Origin of the sequence: Rhodanobacter geophilus (assembly GCF_040812275.1) — a bacterium.
Lineage (GTDB): Bacteria > Pseudomonadota > Gammaproteobacteria > Xanthomonadales > Rhodanobacteraceae > Rhodanobacter_A > Rhodanobacter_A geophilus.
In genome coordinates this window covers 369,581-385,356 of sequence record NZ_JBFOHL010000002.1, presented here as the reverse complement: position 1 = coordinate 385,356, position 15,776 = coordinate 369,581, and the positions used below count along the sequence as shown (strand labels likewise).

The 15,776-nt window shown below is 70.6% G+C and carries 15 protein-coding genes; 9 read left to right on the top strand and 6 right to left on the bottom strand.

Features of this window, described 5'->3' with window-relative positions:
* Nucleotides 1-89: 89 nt before the first annotated feature.
* Nucleotides 90-494: an MAPEG family protein gene (locus ABQJ56_RS03925; protein ID WP_367843672.1), complete on the top strand. Its 405-nt coding sequence runs from the start codon at nucleotides 90-92 to the stop codon at nucleotides 492-494.
* Nucleotides 495-697: 203 nt separating this feature from the next.
* On the opposite strand, the gene ABQJ56_RS03920 is transcribed toward ABQJ56_RS03925, so the two are convergent.
* From ABQJ56_RS03920 to ABQJ56_RS03905, 3 genes are all read right to left on the bottom strand, one after another.
* The gene (locus ABQJ56_RS03920) at nucleotides 698-2,434 is read right to left on the bottom strand and encodes an alpha-glucosidase (protein WP_367843671.1); all 1,737 of its coding nucleotides are present in this window, start codon (nucleotides 2,432-2,434) and stop codon (nucleotides 698-700) included.
* Between the two features lie 412 nt (nucleotides 2,435-2,846).
* Nucleotides 2,847-4,352, bottom strand: coding sequence for a GGDEF domain-containing protein (locus tag ABQJ56_RS03910; protein WP_367843670.1), 1,506 nt, complete (start codon nucleotides 4,350-4,352; stop codon nucleotides 2,847-2,849).
* A 60-nt stretch (nucleotides 4,353-4,412) separates the two neighbouring features.
* Nucleotides 4,413-4,691 carry a hypothetical protein gene (locus ABQJ56_RS03905; protein ID WP_367843669.1) on the bottom strand — a complete coding sequence of 93 codons (279 nt, stop codon included), beginning with the start codon at nucleotides 4,689-4,691 and terminating at the stop codon, nucleotides 4,413-4,415.
* A gap of 391 nt (nucleotides 4,692-5,082) precedes the next feature.
* Here ABQJ56_RS03905 and ABQJ56_RS03900 point away from each other — a divergent pair, with 391 nt between their 5' ends.
* The 4 genes from ABQJ56_RS03900 to ABQJ56_RS03885 all read left to right on the top strand — a co-directional run bounded on the left by ABQJ56_RS03900 (nucleotide 5,083) and on the right by ABQJ56_RS03885 (nucleotide 7,295).
* Nucleotides 5,083-5,805: an RNA polymerase sigma factor gene (locus tag ABQJ56_RS03900; RefSeq protein ID WP_367843668.1), complete on the top strand. Its 723-nt coding sequence runs from the start codon at nucleotides 5,083-5,085 to the stop codon at nucleotides 5,803-5,805.
* A gap of 93 nt (nucleotides 5,806-5,898) precedes the next feature.
* A complete protein-coding gene (locus tag ABQJ56_RS03895) occupies nucleotides 5,899-6,240 on the top strand; it encodes a hypothetical protein (protein WP_367843667.1) in 342 nt (113 codons plus the stop codon).
* Between the two features lie 10 nt (nucleotides 6,241-6,250).
* On the top strand, nucleotides 6,251-6,697 hold the full coding sequence (locus tag ABQJ56_RS03890; protein WP_367843666.1) for a DUF2231 domain-containing protein: 447 nt from the start codon (nucleotides 6,251-6,253) through the stop codon (nucleotides 6,695-6,697).
* A 4-nt stretch (nucleotides 6,698-6,701) separates the two neighbouring features.
* On the top strand, nucleotides 6,702-7,295 hold the full coding sequence (locus ABQJ56_RS03885; protein ID WP_367843665.1) for a peroxiredoxin-like family protein: 594 nt from the start codon (nucleotides 6,702-6,704) through the stop codon (nucleotides 7,293-7,295).
* A 157-nt stretch (nucleotides 7,296-7,452) separates the two neighbouring features.
* On the opposite strand, the gene ABQJ56_RS03880 is transcribed toward ABQJ56_RS03885, so the two are convergent.
* The 3 genes from ABQJ56_RS03880 to ABQJ56_RS03870 form a co-directional block, all read right to left on the bottom strand.
* The gene (locus ABQJ56_RS03880; RefSeq protein ID WP_367843664.1) at nucleotides 7,453-9,201 is read right to left on the bottom strand and encodes an ATP-binding cassette domain-containing protein; all 1,749 of its coding nucleotides are present in this window, start codon (nucleotides 9,199-9,201) and stop codon (nucleotides 7,453-7,455) included.
* A 198-nt stretch (nucleotides 9,202-9,399) separates the two neighbouring features.
* A complete protein-coding gene (locus tag ABQJ56_RS03875; RefSeq protein ID WP_367843663.1) occupies nucleotides 9,400-10,026 on the bottom strand; it encodes a peroxiredoxin in 627 nt (208 codons plus the stop codon).
* 180 nt (nucleotides 10,027-10,206) lie between these two features.
* Nucleotides 10,207-11,238 carry a phosphoenolpyruvate carboxykinase (ATP) gene (locus ABQJ56_RS03870; protein WP_437343387.1) on the bottom strand — a complete coding sequence of 344 codons (1,032 nt, stop codon included), beginning with the start codon at nucleotides 11,236-11,238 and terminating at the stop codon, nucleotides 10,207-10,209.
* A gap of 226 nt (nucleotides 11,239-11,464) precedes the next feature.
* Between ABQJ56_RS03870 and ABQJ56_RS03865 the strand changes: the two genes are divergently transcribed.
* Genes ABQJ56_RS03865 through ABQJ56_RS03850 form a run of 4 tightly spaced genes read left to right on the top strand, consistent with a single transcriptional unit; the run spans nucleotide 11,465 to nucleotide 15,775 of the window.
* Complete coding sequence (locus tag ABQJ56_RS03865) at nucleotides 11,465-12,949, top strand: B12-binding domain-containing radical SAM protein (protein WP_367843661.1); 1,485 nt, start codon at nucleotides 11,465-11,467, stop codon at nucleotides 12,947-12,949.
* A gap of 5 nt (nucleotides 12,950-12,954) precedes the next feature.
* On the top strand, nucleotides 12,955-14,184 hold the full coding sequence (locus ABQJ56_RS03860) for a nucleotidyltransferase family protein (RefSeq protein ID WP_367843660.1): 1,230 nt from the start codon (nucleotides 12,955-12,957) through the stop codon (nucleotides 14,182-14,184).
* Nucleotides 14,185-14,210: 26 nt separating this feature from the next.
* Nucleotides 14,211-14,840 carry a class I SAM-dependent methyltransferase gene (locus tag ABQJ56_RS03855; protein WP_367843659.1) on the top strand — a complete coding sequence of 210 codons (630 nt, stop codon included), beginning with the start codon at nucleotides 14,211-14,213 and terminating at the stop codon, nucleotides 14,838-14,840.
* A 2-nt stretch (nucleotides 14,841-14,842) separates the two neighbouring features.
* The gene (locus ABQJ56_RS03850; RefSeq protein ID WP_367843658.1) at nucleotides 14,843-15,775 is read left to right on the top strand and encodes a flavin reductase; all 933 of its coding nucleotides are present in this window, start codon (nucleotides 14,843-14,845) and stop codon (nucleotides 15,773-15,775) included.
* Nucleotide 15,776 lies beyond the last annotated feature (1 nt).

Genomic DNA, 15,776 nt, shown 5'->3' with positions numbered 1-15,776 from the left:
TTCCGCCCTCTCCTGTTCATCGGGAGACGGCCTGCCCGTCGACATGAAGCCGGAGAGAATCTCTCCGAGCGATCAAGAGGCATCCCATCATGAAACTCACGCCGGAACTCCATGCCCTGGCCCTCGCCGCCACTGCGACGGCCCTGATGTGGATTCCCTACATGTCCGCGAGAATCCTGACGCGCGGACTTGCCAGCACGTTTGCCAATCCCGATCCCGCTTTTCCGCCCGACCCGGTCTGGGCCGAGAGGGCGCGCCGCGCGCATGCCAACGCGGTGGAAAATCTCGCCGTGTTCGCGCCGCTGGTCATCGTCGCGGCGCTGCTCGGGGTGAGCACGCCGGCAACTGTCGTTGCATCCAAGCTCTACCTGGGGGCCCGGCTCGCCCACTACGTCGTTTATGCCGCCGGCATACCGGTTGTCCGGACGCTGGCCTTCGTCGTCGGCCTGGGAGCGACCCTGGCGATCGCCGTCGCCGTGTTCAGCCATGCCTGACTGTCGGCTTTGGAGCCAAGCGCCAGGCACGACACCCCGCCCGCTCCCGCTGGATTCGACAACCGGATCCGCCTGGATCATTGATGGACCGAACGCGTCGCTTGGCCCGGTGACGCTGCCTGCTGCGTCTCGCCGCCGGCATTCCCGGGCAGGCATCGCCTGCGCGGCGAGGCGCGCAAGCGAATCCAATGCCGAAAAACGCCCTAGCGCGACGGCGTCACGATCCATGCGGCGTACGGAGGCAGCGTCGCACCGTCCAGCGTCGTCGCCTTGCCAAGCGCGGGATCGGTGGCGGCCAACGTGCGCACCGCGCCCTGCACGATGCCGGCCTTGATCCGCTGCGGCTCGCCGCTGAAGTTGACCAGCACGGTGACCGGCGTGCCGCCCTCCCGGCGATAGATGAGCACGTCGGGATCGGCGCGGTCGAGGAAGCTCATCGCGCCGTCGCGCAGCGCGGGATTCGCACGCCGCAGCGCGATCAGCGTGCGGTACCAGTTGAGCAGCGAACCGGGCTCGGCCAGCTCGGTCTGCACGTTGACCGTGGCGTGGTTGGGGTTGACCGGCAGCCAGGTCCGCGGGTTGGTCGAGAAACCCGCCTGCGCTCCCGGCGTCCATTGCATAGGCGTGCGTTCGCCATCCCGCCCCTTCTCCTTCGGCCAGCCGGTGATGCCGATCGGGTCGCGCACGTCCTCCTTGCGCGTCGGGGTCGCCGTGGTCATGCCCAGCGGCGCGCCGTAGTAGGTCAGCGCCGTCGCGCGCGTGGTCAGCAGCAGCGTCGCGATGGCCTTGGCCCGCTGCACGTCGTGGCGGCCGTCGCCGAAGCGGTCGATCGAACGCGGGTTGTCGTGGTTGTCGAAGACGATCAGCGGCTGGCCGTGCACGGTCTGCGAGTCTTCCAGCGTCTTGCGGAACCAGCCCGCGTCGAACCTGGCCTTCGCGCCGAAACCGACCAGCATGTCCATCGGCAGCTGCAGCTCGTCGTGGCGCGGGCCGCCGTACCACTTGTCCAGGTCGGCGATGTCCGGCGTATAGGTCTCGCCGATCAGCACGCGGTTGCCCGGGTACTTGTCCACCATCGCGCGCATGCGGCGGATCACGTCGTGCACCTCGGGCAGGTTGTCGCTGTACCTGGATTGCAGGTTCGGATCGCCCTGGGCGTTGGTGCCCGGGCGCTCCGGATCGTTGCGCAGCCGGGGATCCTCGAACAGCGTGGAGATCGCATCGAGGCGGAAGCCGGCCACGCCCCGGTCCAGCCAGAAGCGCATGGCGCCGAACATCGCCTGCTCGACCGCCGGATTGCGCCAATTGAGGTCCGGCTGCTGGCGATAGAAGCGGTGGTAGTAGAACTGCCGGCGGGCCGGCACCCACTCCCACGCGGAGCCGCCGAACACCGACTCCCAGTTGTTCGGCGGCACCTTGCCGTCGTGCTCGAAGCGCTTCTGGAACGGCGTCACACCCGGCGCGTTCGCGTCGACGCCGTCGTTCCAGACGTACCAGTCGGCCTTCGGGTTATCGCGGGAGCTTGCCGACTCGACGAACCAGGCGTGCTTGTCCGAGGTGTGGTTGAGCACCATGTCGAGGATCACGCGGATGTGGTGCCTGCCTGCCTCGCGCAGCAGCGCATCGAAGTCGGCCAGCGAACCGTACTGGGGATCCACCGCCTCGTAGTCGGCGATGTCGTAGCCGAAGTCCACCTGCGGCGAGGGGTACATCGGCGCGATCCAGATCGCGTCGACGCCCAGCTTCTGCAGGTAGCCCAGATGCTGCGTGATGCCACGCAGGTCGCCCACGCCGTCGCCGTTGCTGTCGCCGAAACTGCGCGGGTAGATCTCGTAGATCACCGCGTGTTTCCACCATGGGTCCGGCACTGCATGCGCGACGGCGGCGACGGGGAGGGACAGGGCAAGGCACAAGGCGAAGCGCCGGGCGAACGATGGCATGGAGTGGATCCCTGGGTTGGCCTCACCGCATCCTAGAGCGTTTTCGATTCATGTGCTGGCATCGAAATCACGGTCACGGGCAGCACATCGGTTTGGAGTCCAGCCCCCCATCCGAAGGAGATCGGACGCGAAGAGACGGCTTGCCGAAGAGCGGATCATCGGCTTCCTGCGTGAGGCGGAAGCCGGCATGCCGGTGAAGGAGCGGTGCCGGCAGCACGGCTTCACGCGCCCGTGTCCAGACGCGCTGATGCGCGGGCCTGTCGCATGGGGTATCGACTGCCTCAAGCGCGCCTGTGCGGCCTGTGCACCGTGATGGACGAACGCCATCGATGCGCCTGCGCGCACGCACGGGCTTTCGCTCGGCCTGTGACGCGCGGGCTCCGTATCATGCCGCGGCTGGCGAGGTGCGGCATCACCCGTGCCGGTCCAGTTCGCTTGCGTGCAGGCTAGGTGCAAACCATCGCAGGCAGTTGCGGCCGGCGTGCTTGGCGGCGTAGAGCGCCTGGTCGGCCTGGTGCAACAGGGCCGGCTTTTCACCCGGTTCGCCTTCGTCCCGGGCAGCGAGTCCCACGCTGACGGTGACGACGCCATGCCGGCTTCGGCGGCTGGCGATGCGCAACGCCTCCACGCACAACCGAAGCCGCTGCAAGATGTGCTCCGCCATCATCCGGTCGCGCCCAAGCAACAACACGGCGAATTCCTCGCCGCCGTAGCGCGCGACGGTCAGGTCGCCGTATGCATCGGCTTCCTGCTGCAGCGCGCGCCCCACCTTTGCCAGGCAATCGTCGCCCGCCAGGTGCCCATGGGTGTCGTTGTAGGTCTTGAACATGTCGATATCGACCAGGGCCACCGTCAGGGGCAGGCGGTCCCGCGTGGATCGTTCCCAGGCGCGGTCGAAGTTGCGATAGAAGCCGCGACGGTTCAGCAGCCCGGTCAGTTCGTCGTGGATGACGGTCTGCCGCAGCCCGCGCTGCAAGTGCTTGAGTTCGCCTTCCTGGCGCAGGTGGTGCCCCAGCAGCAACGCGACGCGCATGGCGTAAGAGGCGATGCCCACCGCCATCGCGCCGAAAGCGATGGCGCGGTTGCGGTCAAGCTGGACGAAGGCCAGCAGGCACAAGGCCATGCTCAGCACGAACGGGCTGATGCCGCCCGTGACCAGGTGGACGCGCCGGCTGGGCCGATACCACCGGAACCACACGTTGCGCCGCTGGCTGAGTCGCAGCCCGAGCACCACGAAGGGCAAGTCCAGGCACAGTTCGGGCAGATAGGACTCGCTGGAGAGGATGAAGCGGTTGTGGATCGCCGGAAACACCAGCTCCGCCCATGCAAACACCAGCAACACGACGAAGAAGCGGCGCTCGTCCGCGCGCTTGGTGGTGGCGAAGCGCAAGGTCACGCAGGCCACCACGAACAGCGCCATCGCGTCGAACATCCACATGACGAACGAGGCCGCGGATGCCTGCGCCGTGTCATGCCTGATGACGCCGCGCAGCAACGCATAGAACAGGCCCGCGACGGCACAGGCCAGCACGGCGTCGAGCGCGCTGGCCCAGCGATGCAGCGGACCGACCGGGTTGTATACGGCGGCCAGCGTCAACAGCAGGCTGCTGCTGCAGAAGTAGAAGGTGGGGTCGAACTGCACCAGCGTGCCCTGCGGATGAACCAGTGAATCGGTCAGCAGCAACCCGAAGGCAGCGAGCTGCATTGCCAGCGCCAGCAGCAACATCGTCCACCAGGGACGGTTGTGCGCCACGCTCATGCGCAACCTTCGCCCGGCCAGGAACAAGGTGAACAGCAGCACCAGCAGGACCAGCGCGTAGCTCCACGACAGCACCCGCGCAGGTTCCGCGACCAGCACCGCCGCATGGGCAGCCAGCAGCGGGACATAGACTTTCGGTGCCAGCGTCTGGATTTTCATGCGCTCGAATGCAACATCGTCGCCCTGCGGGCATCGGCAAGCTTCGCCACGAGCCGGAAGTTACTCCTTCCCTGCCCCGGATTCCGCGCGGCCATCCCGCATGGTTGCCAATCGTTGCGCCACCCAGCCATAGCCGGCCTTGCGCGCGTCGGCCTCCAGCATGCGATGGCAGGCATCCGCAACGGCGCGATTCGCGCCGCGGTCGAGGACGCGCTGCACGGCGAGCTTCGCCTCGAAGACGGAACCTGTCCATGTACGTTTCGCGGCATCGTCGGCCAGCGCGCGCGACTGCGCCAGTCCCGCGTCGTATTCGCCGTCGTATGCGCCCAGCTCGGCCAATGAGACACGTGGCGCGAACACCTCCTGTCGCTGGTTGGTCTGGCGGTCGAGCGCCAGCGCCGGCCGGAGGGCGGCTTCCGTGCCGTCGCGGCCGCCGCGCTCCGGGGCGCGACGGGAAGACTGTCGTAGATCGCCGCTTCGCCGCCGAGGTCCCGGCACCCTGGTACGGCATACCGCGCGCCACGTATCCCGCCTCTGGCCGCCATGAGCACGCCGGCATGGATGCAATTCGCCCGGCATCCCGTCCGGCGGCAGCCGTTCCCGGCGGCTCGCTCGGGTTGAACAGTGCCTCTCGCCGGGATGTAATCTGCACAGCCTCCAGGCTTCCCGCGCAGCACGGGAACCTTTGCGGCGGTTCCCGCATCCGATCCGCAAAGGGGGAAGCCGCGCCATGTCCGAACACGCCCACGCCATCGCCTACGCCACGCTGTCCGACGACGAACTGGTCGTGCTGGCCCGCCGCGGCCAGCACGAGGCATTCCGCCACATCATGCAGCGCGGCAACCAGCGGCTGTTCCGCGTCGCCCGCGCCGTGCTCAACGACGACGCCGAGGCCGAGGACGCGCTGCAGGACGCCTACACGCACGCCTTCGAGCACCTCGACGGCTTCCGCGGCGAGGCGAACGTGCTGACCTGGATGACCCGCATCGTGCTCAACGAGGCTTACGCCCGCCGGCGCCGGCGCCGTGCCACGGTGGACGTGGCGCACATCGAGGCCGCGCAGCAGGACGAAGGTCGCGTGCTCGCGTTTCCGTCGCGTTTCGGCATCGAGGATCCGGCGACGCACGTCGCCCGCGCGCAGTTGCGCGAGCTGGCGGAGCACGCCATCGAGGCGCTGCCCGAGCCGTTCCGCGTGGTGTTCGTGCTGCGCGAGATCGAGGGCTGCAGCGTCGAGGAAACCGCCACCGCACTGGGCATTCGCGCCGAGACGGTGAAGACCCGCCTGCACCGCGCGCGCCGGCTGCTGCACGAGGCGCTGCACGACAGCCTGGCGGGCGCGCTGGCCGACGCCTTTCCCTTCCTCGGCCCGCGCTGCGCGCGGATCACCGAGGCGGTGCTGCGGCGGATGGGCGCCGGCGTCGCGCCGGACGGCCACGCGCCGCCCGGCCGCTGAACGTGAGTCCCCGCGCCGTGGCGGCGCCGCAGCACCTTCGCCACGCCCTGCCGCGCCGCACCGGCGTTTTCCTTCCCGCACCGGAGATCCACCATGCTGCTCTACGCCATCATCGCGTTCGCCGTCGCCGCCATCGGCGGCCTGATCCTCGCCAGCCACGTGCTGCGCGACCGCTTCGCGCCGTGGGCGCTGTCGGTGGTGCACGCACTGCTCGGCGCCACCGGACTGGTGCTGCTGATCGTGCTGGCGCTGCAGGGCCCCGCGTCCGGCCGGCTCACCGCTGCGCTGGCATTGCTGGTCCTGGCTGCACTGGGCGGCTTCTTCGTCGCCTCGTTCCACCTGCGCAGGCGGATCGCGCCGAAAGCCGTGGTGCTCGTGCATGCCGGTGTGGCGGTGATCGGTTTCCTCACCCTGCTCAGCCTGCTGCTGCACTGAGCACCCGCGCATGCGCCACCCCCTCCACCCCGCGCTGGTGCACTTCCCGGTCGCCTGCTGGTCGCTGGGCACGGCAGCCGACCTGGCCGGCCTGCACTGGGGTGCGCCCGCCTGGCGGCCGGGTGGCCTGCTGCTGGCAGCGGGCACGCTCGCGGCGTTGCCGGCCATGCTGGCCGGCTTTTACGAGCTGACCCGGCTGGCCGACGACAGTCCCGCCACGCGCGACGTGTACCGCCACCTGAGCGTCGCGCTGGCCGCGACGGCACTGTATGCGACCGCCCTGCTGCTGCGCTGGCGCGGCGGCGCGCTGTCGGCGCCGGATGCGTTGGGCATCACGCTGGACCTGGCCGGTTTCGCGGCGCTGGTCGCCACCGGCTGGCTAGGCGGCCACCTGGTGTACGGCCACCGGCTGGGTGGCGAGGCCGCGGCGGCGCCACCTTCCACGCCAAGGGAGTAACCCGATGAGACTGATCGCACCGATCGACGCGCCCAGGCTCGACCTGCTGGACATCTACGGCAAGCCGGTGACGCTGGGCCGCGATGGCCGCCGCACCCTGCTGTGCTTCTTCCGCGACGCGGCCTGCCCGTTCTGCAACTTCCGCATCTACGAGCTGACCCAGCACCATCCGGCGCTGCACGCGCTGGGGCTGGACATCGTGGCGGTGTTCACCTCCACGCCCGAGGAAGTGTGCCGCTTCGTGGCGCGCAAGCCGAGGCCGTTCACCGTGATCGCCGACCCCACGTCCAGCGCCCACGCTGCCTATGGCATCGAACGCTCGCTGTGGCGCAAGCTCAAGGCCATCGTCACGCGTGTGCCCACCTTGCTGAAGGGCCTGCGCATCGTGGGGCTGGCCGGCCTCAACACCAGCAACCTGATGCCGGCGGATTTCCTGATCGACGAGCGCGGTCGCATCGCGGAGGTGCACTACGGCAGCGACGCCGGCGACCGCATCCCGTTCGAGCGGGTGGAACTCTTCCTCGCGCGCGGATTGAGCCAGCGCACCGCTTCGGTGGAGGCGGCCGCCCCTGCCCTTCCCCCGCTCACCGGCCCCTGATCGCCCTGTGCCGGCGCCTGCTTTCGCGACTGGAAGCAGGCATCGCAAAGAAACCCCTCTGCGACCCTGGCCGCCCGGGAAACCGGCCCGTTTCCCGGAACACCGGGACAAGGCCCTGGATTTCCCTGGGCGCAGCGGGTGCGCGAGCCCACTCGACTCAGGCGCTGCAAGCCTGCCGTCGCGCCGTGCAGCGCAGGGTGGCGTTCCCGGCCCCCCACGCCGCGACACCGCTTTCGATCGTCAGGCATTGATCCGCCAGTACCGCCACGCCGGGGCGGTGCGATACGACGACCAGGGTGGTTCGCGGCAGGCGGCGCTTCAGCGTGGCGAGGACCGCCAACTCGGCGGCGGTATCGAGCGCGCTGGTGGCCTCGTCCAGCACGGCGAGGCGCGGTTGCCGCAGGATCACCTGGGCCAGCAGCAGCCGCTGCAGTTCGCCGCCGGACAGCCGGCCGGACGCGCCGTGCACCGTGGTGTCGAGTCCGTGCGGCGAGTCGGCCAGCCGCCGGTCGAGGCCGACGTCGGCCAGCACGCTGTGCAGCAACGCATCGGTGGCGTCGGGCGCCGCCCAGCGCAGGCACTCGCGCACCGAACGCTGCCACGGTCGCACGTTCTGGCTGACATAGGCGCCGTGGCGCACCCGTTCGCGATAGGCGTCGAAGCCGATGGGCCGGCAGTCGAGGCGCGCCACGAAGGCCTCGGGAACGGTCATGCCGGCCAGCACGTCGACCAGGCTGCTCTTGCCGATCCCTGAGTCGCCGGAAATCAGCGTGAGTTCGCCGGGGGCGAGTACCAGCTCGCCGACCTCGAGGCCCGCCAGCGGCGGCGTCAGCCGCATCTGCTCGATGCGCAGGATCCCGTCGTCCCCCGCTGGCCGTGGTGCCGCCGCCGGTGCCGGCGACCGGTCCGCGTCCAGACCCATGTAGCGATGCCACAGCTCGAAGGCCGGGGCCGTCGAACGCAGTTGCTGGAAGCTCTGCCGCGTCGCCACCAGGTAGGGCAGCAGGCGCCCGAGCAGCAGGCACACGGCGATGAGCGCGGCGCGGTCCACGCCGCGCCAGCGATCGGCAAGCAGGAACAGCGAGGCGATGCCGAGCGTCGCCAGCAGTTCGAGCACCAGCCTGCCGGAGGCCACCAGTTCCAGCTGGCGGCGATAGCCGTGGCCCAGGCGGTCCGCGATCGCGCCGCAGCTGGCCTTCTCCGCATCCTCGCGTCCGAACGAGCGCACGTGGCGCAGGCGTCGCGGAAAATCCTCGCTGTGCCAGAACAGCCGCGTCATGTCGGCCACGTAGCGGCGCGCGACCAGCGCCTGCTCGCGGCCGTAGGCGCGCGAGGCGGCCAGCCCAAGCCCCGCCAGCACCGGCACGGCCAGCAGCAGCGATGGCGAGACCCAGAACGCGAAGCCCAGGCTGACCGCCGCGGTCATGCCGGCCACCAGCAGCTGCTGCAGCGCGCTGAAGCCCTGCACGAGGATCTCGACGTTGTGGGTGAGCACGTTGGCGATTTCGGCGGACGTCGCATCGGCCAGCGACGCCAGCGGTGCGTCGATCAGCCGGGCATGCACCCGGCGGCGCAGGTTCACGCCGTAGCGTCCGACCAGCCGCGCGCCCAGCCGCGCCGCCTGCCAGCGCAGCAGCGCGAACGCGCCGCTGGCCGCCGCAAAGGCAGCCGCCTGCGCGCCCGCGCCGCGGCCTGCATCGAACAGGCCACCGCCGAACGGCAAGGCATGCCCGGGTTGCACCAGCGGCACCAGCAGCAGCGCGGCCACGCTGCCGGCGAAGGCCGCGCCCAGCGACAACGCGACGTACACGGCGGTCTCCGCCAGATCCTTGCGCGCGAGCGAGCGCAGCAGCGCGCGCAACAGGTCCAGCGACCGCACCTGCATCATCGAGGGTTCGTCGGGCATCGCCGCCGGATCGCGCGGCCTGTCGGCAGCCGCGGTTCCGGAAGCGCTGCCCGACGATTCGGTGCGTGCTTGCTCCCTGGCCGGATTTCGCATGCCGGTGAGTGCGGACCGGCGGCCAGGAAGTTGCGCGTGCCGGGAGATTCCGCGGAATCCGCCCGGGATGTCCGCCGCGCCCATCGGCCCGGCGGACAGGCCTGCTCAGTGCGCGCCCATCGCGGGCATCTTGCCGTTCCGCATGCCCTGCACGATGGCCAGCGACCGCGCCACGTGCTGGTCGGGCCGCAGGTGATCGGCTTCCGACGAGAGCGTGGCGACGATGCGGCCGTCGCCGGCGATCACGAACGTGGTGCGCGAGATGAAGCCATGGTCGATCGCCACGCCACGCACATCGTTGAGGCCGGGTTGCGCCGCCGTGACCTTGAGGTCATAGGACGCCGCCACCTTGCCGTCGGGATCGGAGGCCACCGGGAACTTGCCGGCGCAGTACTTCGGATCGGACGAGAAGGCATTCAGCCGCTCGATGCTGTCGGCCGACACGCCGATGATGGTGGCGCCGGCTGCGTCGAACTTGTCCTTCTCGGTGGCAAAGGTATGCGCTTCCAGATCGCAGCCGCCGGTATACGCCGACGGGTAGAAGTACACCACCACGGGCCCCTTCTTGAGTGCCTCCTTCAGCGAGAAGCTGAAATCCTTGCCCGCGCGGCTGGCTTCGGCCGTGAAATCCGGCGCCGTGGCGCCGGGCCTGAGCGCGGCAAGCGCCGGCATTGCCACCAGCAGCGCCAGCAGCGCAGCAGCGGCCATCGATCCCGCAAGACGTGTCTTCATGTGCAACCCTCGCATGGGGCATCGACCCGGCGCGGAACGGCCCGCGCCGGGCCCCTGCCCGGTTGATGGTGAACCACTCCGGTGGTTCGTCGGTCCCGACCCGAAAGTTACCTCATCCCCGGCCGCGGGAACGTGAGTGCCGCAGGGGACGGCAAAAGTTGTCGTCCGCCGCGGTGGCGGTCAGCGCGACCCGTCGAGCAGCCCGTGCAACGCGGCGACGGCGTCGCGCACATGCCCCCCGCGACGCAACTCGTGCACGCCGCGCCGGATCAGCTGTCGTTCGAAGCGATCCCAGCCCGGTTGCGCCATCGCGTAGGACTGCCCGGCGCGCAGCCGGGCCGCAACCTCGCCGGCGCGGACCGGGCTCAGCAGCGCATCCGCGTCGGCGGCGGCCTCGGCGGAGACGAACACCGCGCCGGCCAATTCCAGCGGGGTTGCCGCAAGGCGGCCGGGGCCCAGCCGCAGGTCGGCCTCGAACTTCTCCACGCCGCTGCGCCGGCGGATGCGTGGCGAGCGGTCGAGCCAGTGGCGGGCGGCGCGGTCGTCCACGCGGCCCAGCGCATCGGCCTGCACGTGCAGGTAGTTGGCGACGCCGGTGGCAAGCAGGCCCTCCGGCTGCACGAAGACGGCGTCCTCGGCAAGAAAATCCAGGCCGTGCAGCAGGCTGTGCAGGGCCAGCGTCGACTTGCCCGAACCGCTCGCACCCAGCAACAGCACGCCGCGCCCCTGCCGCCCCACGCAGGCGCCATGCAGCGGCACCAGGCCCAGCCCGCGCGTCGCCAGGGTGAATACGGCGAATTCCACCAGTTCGTAGCGCAGATGGTAGGGCCGGTCGAGCATGTCTTCCGACGCCACCACCAGGGCCTGCCGCTGCGCGGGTGCCAGCACCACGTAGTTCGACGTGTCCATCACGCCGCACAGCAGCCCGGCGCCGGACTGCATCCGCACCGGCGGCGGCTCGTCGCCGGGCGACGGGGCACGGCGCGGCAACAGTCGCAGCTCGATGCGGAACGTCGGCGCGGCCGCCGGCAGTCGATGCGACGGCAGGCCGGCATACGCCGTCTCCACCACCCCCAGCAGGGCCGCGCTGGCACTGTCGAAGCGGAAGTCGCCGCCTAGGATTTGCCGGCGCACGGAGGACACGGGGCCACTGCGCTCTCGGAACGGGTCGGCGTCCTCGTGCTGGGCGCCATGGGAAATCGTCAAGGCCATCCTCGTCGCGTGCGGCTCGGGCAAGTGCCCCATGGGTGCACGCCGCCACGGGAAAGGTTGCGCGTGCGCGACGGCAGCCATGCCGCGCCGAACCGGTTTGTCGTCGGCCGGCAACCGAAGTCCCGCAAGCGGGCACTCACTGCCCGGAAACAGCAGATTCGAACGCAACCGTCGCCCGCTACGGTGCCGCGGCAGCCTGTCCCAACGGCCCCCGGAGGCCATAGTGATGCTGAAGATCCTGGTCGGTCATGCCTATTACCTGAAGTACGACCGGAAACAATGGGAACGCGGCAAACCCTATCCCCCGCTCGCCACGATCCAGGTAGCCGCCCTGCTGCGGCAGCTGGGGCACAAGGTCGCGCTGTTCGACGCGATGCTGGCCGAGGGCGTCGAGGATTTCGCCGCCTCCCTGCACGGCATGCGCCCGGACCTGGTCGTGCTCTATGAGGACAACTTCAATTTCCTGACCAAGATGTGCCTGGACCGCATGCGCGAGGCGGCCTGCCGCATGATCGCCGAGGCGCGTGCCGCCGGAGCCCGGGTGATCGTCGCCGGTTCCGACGCTTCCGATCACCCGGAGGCCTTCCTCGCGGCGGGCGCGGAGGCGACGCTGATCGGCGAGGGCATCGCCGCGCTGGCCGCATTGACCGGCCGGCTGGAGCACGCCCCCGGCATCGCCACCCCGGCCTGGGTGGCCGGCCTCGCGGGCGTCGCCGCGCAGGTGGATGGGCAATTGCAGCAGACGCGCGTCGGCGCGCTGCCGCCGGATCCGCGCCTGGTCGGCCACCCGGCCTGGGACCTGGTCGACATCGAGCGCTATCGCGCGATCTGGCACGAGCGGCACGGCTACTTCAGCCTCAACATGGCCGCGTCGCGCGGCTGCCCGTTCCGCTGCAACTGGTGCGCCAAGCCGATCTGGGGCAACCACTACATGCAACGCAGCCCGCACGATGTCGCCGCGGAAATGGCCCACCTGAAGCACGCCTTCCAGCCCGACCACATCTGGATGGCGGACGACATCTTCGGCTTCCGCATCGACTGGGTGACGGAGTTCGCCGAGCAGTTGCGTGCCACCGATGGCGCGGTGCCGTTCACCATCCAGACCCGCGCCGACCTGATCAGCGAACGCATGGCCGAGGCGCTGGCGCAGGCCGGCTGCGCCGAGGCGTGGCTCGGCGCCGAGAGCGGCAGCCAGCGCGTGCTGGACGCGATGAACAAGGGCACCAAGGTCGCCGAGCTGATCGTGGCGCGGGAACGGCTGGGCCGGCACGGCATCCGCGTGGGCTTCTTCATCCAGCTCGGCTACCTGGGCGAAGAGCTGGCCGACCTGCTGGCCACCCGCGAACTGGTGGCGCAGGCGGCGCCGGACGACATCGGCGTGAGCGTGTCCTATCCCTTGCCCGGCACGCGGTTCTACGAGCTGGTGAAGGCCCAGCTCGGCCGCAAGACGCATTGGCGCGACAGCGGCGACCTCGCCATGATGTTCCGCGGCGCCTACGACTCGGAGTTCTACCGCAGCGGGCGCGACCTGCTGCACGAGCAGGTCGCGCTGCAGCAGGCGGAGGCCGCCACGTCGACGGAACGCTACCGCGCGGCCAACGCCGCGCTGGCCGCGCGCTGGGATGCGCTGGTCGCGCGCGAAGACAGGCACCGCAACCACGACGCGACGCCGCCGCCGATGCCGCGGCGCATCGCGCTGCAGGTGCGGTGACCGCCATGCTGCCGCCACTTGCCGTCGTCAGGAACGGGTTGCGCCTCACCACCGAAGCGCTGGCCGCCGAGCTGGCATCGGCACGGCCGGGCGGCGAGACGCCCGCGTGGAGCGAGCTGGAGTGGGAGCTGGCCGCGGCCGCGGCCGTCGCGCACGGCGTGGCGCCGCTGCTCGACTGGTACTCGACCTGGGAGCATCCGGCATGGCGCAGCTTCCTTGCCCGCCAGCATGCGCACGTCGAGCAGCGCCATCGCCGCATCGTCGAACTGCTCGGGTGCATCGACGCCGGCGCCCGCGCCGCCGGCTTTCCCGTCGTCGCGTTGAAGGGCGCGGCGCTGCACAGCGAAGGCATCTACGCGCCGGGCGAGCGGCCGATGGCCGACATCGACCTGCTGGTGCGCGAAGCGGACGCCGCGGCCGCGGGCGCACTGCTGCAGGCACTCGGCTACGTGGCCTCGTTCGCGCAATGGAAGCACCAGGTGTTCAGGCCCGCCGGCGGCCAGCCCTATGCCGGCCTGGGCGAGCACCGCGATGCGCCGGTGACCATCGAGCTGCACACGCGGATCCGGGAGCGGCTGCCGGTGGCCGCCGTCGACATCACCGGACGGATCCACCCGCACGCGCCACGGCCGGGACTGAACCCCTATCCGTCGACCGGCGCCCTGATGAGCCACCTGTTGCTGCATGCGGCGGGCAACATCTGCGGCCGCAGCCTGCGCCTGATGCACCTCAACGACATCTCGCTGCTGGCCACGCGCATGGTGGCGCGCGACTGGGACGAGCTGTGGGGCGCCGACGGCGACGACGCGCCCTGGTGGGCGTTGCCGCCGCTGCGGCTGGTCGCGCGCTACTACCGGCATGCGGTGCCCGCAGCCGTGCTCGCCCGGCTCGAACGCGATTGCCCGCCCCTGCTGCGCGCGGTCTCGCGGCGGCAGACCCTGACCCGGGTGTCGTGCTCCGAGCTGTGGTTGCACGCGTTCGCCGGCATCGAATGGTCGCGCTCCCTCGGCGAAGCCGTGCGACATCTTGCGCGCCATGTCCGGCCGAGCGGCGAGGCACGCAAGGAGCGCGCCGACATGGTGCGCACCCAGCTCTGGCTGCAGGGGCAGGACTGGGTCACCTCGACCCGGCGCCGACGCGTGCTGACCTGGCTCGTGCGGCCGGTGCCGCGCATGGACACCTTGCACGTGGTGCGCGCGGCCCTGGAACCCCGCGCCGCGCCGGCAAGCGAGTAGCGGGCGCCCGCGGGGCCGATGACGACATGCACACGGGCGAGCAGTACCACGAATTCATGCTGGCATCGCCGCGCGACCGGATCGTGCGCGCCAGGTTCCAGCAGCTGGCCCTGGACCTGCTGCCCGCGGGCGCGGCCGTGCTCGATTTCGGCGCCGGCACCGGCATCGATGCGAAGACCTATGCCGCCAACGGCCACCCGACCTTCGTGTTCGAGCCCTCGCAGGCGATGCGCGATTGCCTGGTGCGGCACTGCCGCGACGAGATCGATCGCGGGACCATCGCCACGATCGCCTCGCCGCTTGCCTGCGAAGTGCAGGCGGTCACGGCGAATTTCGCGGTGCTCAACCATTTCGCGGACCATGCCGCGCTGTTCGAGCAACTGTCGCGCACGGTCCGGCGCGGCGGTTTCGTGCTGGCCAGCCTGCTCAACCCCTACTGCCTCGCCGACGCGCGCTACCGCTGGTGGCGGGCGAACCTGGTGAACCTCGTGCGCCGCGGCCACTACGCCATCGCCAGCGAAAGCCGCATCCACCGTTTCGCGCCGCGGATCGTGGCGCGGGCGGCGGCGCCATATTTCCGGCTGGAGCGCCGGCTGCCCGGCGGCTTCGCGCTCGCGAGCCAGCTTTACATGTTCCTGCTGTTGCGGAGGGTCTGACGATGTGGAAGGACTGGGCCAGGCCGTTCGTCCGCCCGCTGCCGCAATGGTCGGTGGTCGCCGTGGCGCCGCCGCAGCAAACGGTCGTCGCCAGCCTGCGCTGGGGCGGCGCCACGGCGGACGTCACCACCGACCACACCGTCGCCTCGCTGCGGCCGCTCACCCTCGCGACCAGCCTGGATGCCGGCCCCAGCCCCGCCCTCGAGTATCGTGACCGCGCCAGCGGCCGGCTGCTCGGAGGGCTGTGCCTGGCGCGCGCGGCGACACTCGCCACCGGAGGCACCACGCTGACCCTCTACCACGTCGCGACCGGCGGCCATCGCTGCCTGGCCTGGCCGCTGCGTCCGTGGAACGCGTGGCTGCAGAACCGCCTGATGCGGAACAGCGGCGCGTCGCCCCATTCCCTCATGGCGCCCGCCGCGACCCAGCAGCTGATGATCGCCTACCTGTGCCCGCGGCCCGTCATCCTCGTCTCGGTGGATGCACCGGGCCACCACAACGTCTTCCCGATGGACCTGATCGGCCCGCTGGGGCGCAGCGGGCTGTTCGCGCTCGCCCTGCGCAGCACCAATGTCTCCGTGCCGGTGATGCGTGAATCGCGCCGGGTCGCCCTCTCCTGCATGCCGGCGGCGATGAAGGACGCCGTCTACGCGCTCAGCGTGCACCACCGGGAGACACTCGCGGACTGGGCGGCGCTGCCCTTCCCGGTCCGGCGCTCGCGCGCCTTCGGCATACCCGCGATGGCCGCGGCGCTGCGCATCCGCGAGCTGGACATCGTGCACAGCGAGGAGGTCGGCTCGCACACGCTCTTCCTCGGCCGCATCGTGTCCGAGGAAACCCTGGCGCAGGACGCCCAGCTGCACCACACGGCAGGCTTCCACCAGGCCTGGCGCCGCCGGCGCGGCGTGCCGTTCGCGGAAGTCCGCCCGGCCTGAG

Coding starts and splice junctions, on each gene's coding strand:
- ABQJ56_RS03925 (WP_367843672.1), top strand. CDS start 90: ATGAAACTCACGCCGGAACTCCATGCCCTGGCCCTCGCCGCCACTGCG.
- ABQJ56_RS03920 (WP_367843671.1), bottom strand. CDS start 2,434: ATGCCATCGTTCGCCCGGCGCTTCGCCTTGTGCCTTGCCCTGTCCCTC.
- ABQJ56_RS03910 (WP_367843670.1), bottom strand. CDS start 4,352: ATGAAAATCCAGACGCTGGCACCGAAAGTCTATGTCCCGCTGCTGGCT.
- ABQJ56_RS03900 (WP_367843668.1), top strand. CDS start 5,083: ATGTCCGAACACGCCCACGCCATCGCCTACGCCACGCTGTCCGACGAC.
- ABQJ56_RS03895 (WP_367843667.1), top strand. CDS start 5,899: ATGCTGCTCTACGCCATCATCGCGTTCGCCGTCGCCGCCATCGGCGGC.
- ABQJ56_RS03890 (WP_367843666.1), top strand. CDS start 6,251: ATGCGCCACCCCCTCCACCCCGCGCTGGTGCACTTCCCGGTCGCCTGC.
- ABQJ56_RS03885 (WP_367843665.1), top strand. CDS start 6,702: ATGAGACTGATCGCACCGATCGACGCGCCCAGGCTCGACCTGCTGGAC.
- ABQJ56_RS03880 (WP_367843664.1), bottom strand. CDS start 9,201: ATGCCCGACGAACCCTCGATGATGCAGGTGCGGTCGCTGGACCTGTTG.
- ABQJ56_RS03875 (WP_367843663.1), bottom strand. CDS start 10,026: ATGAAGACACGTCTTGCGGGATCGATGGCCGCTGCTGCGCTGCTGGCG.
- ABQJ56_RS03870 (WP_437343387.1), bottom strand. CDS start 11,238: ATGGCCTTGACGATTTCCCATGGCGCCCAGCACGAGGACGCCGACCCG.
- ABQJ56_RS03865 (WP_367843661.1), top strand. CDS start 11,465: ATGCTGAAGATCCTGGTCGGTCATGCCTATTACCTGAAGTACGACCGG.
- ABQJ56_RS03860 (WP_367843660.1), top strand. CDS start 12,955: ATGCTGCCGCCACTTGCCGTCGTCAGGAACGGGTTGCGCCTCACCACC.
- ABQJ56_RS03855 (WP_367843659.1), top strand. CDS start 14,211: ATGCACACGGGCGAGCAGTACCACGAATTCATGCTGGCATCGCCGCGC.
- ABQJ56_RS03850 (WP_367843658.1), top strand. CDS start 14,843: ATGTGGAAGGACTGGGCCAGGCCGTTCGTCCGCCCGCTGCCGCAATGG.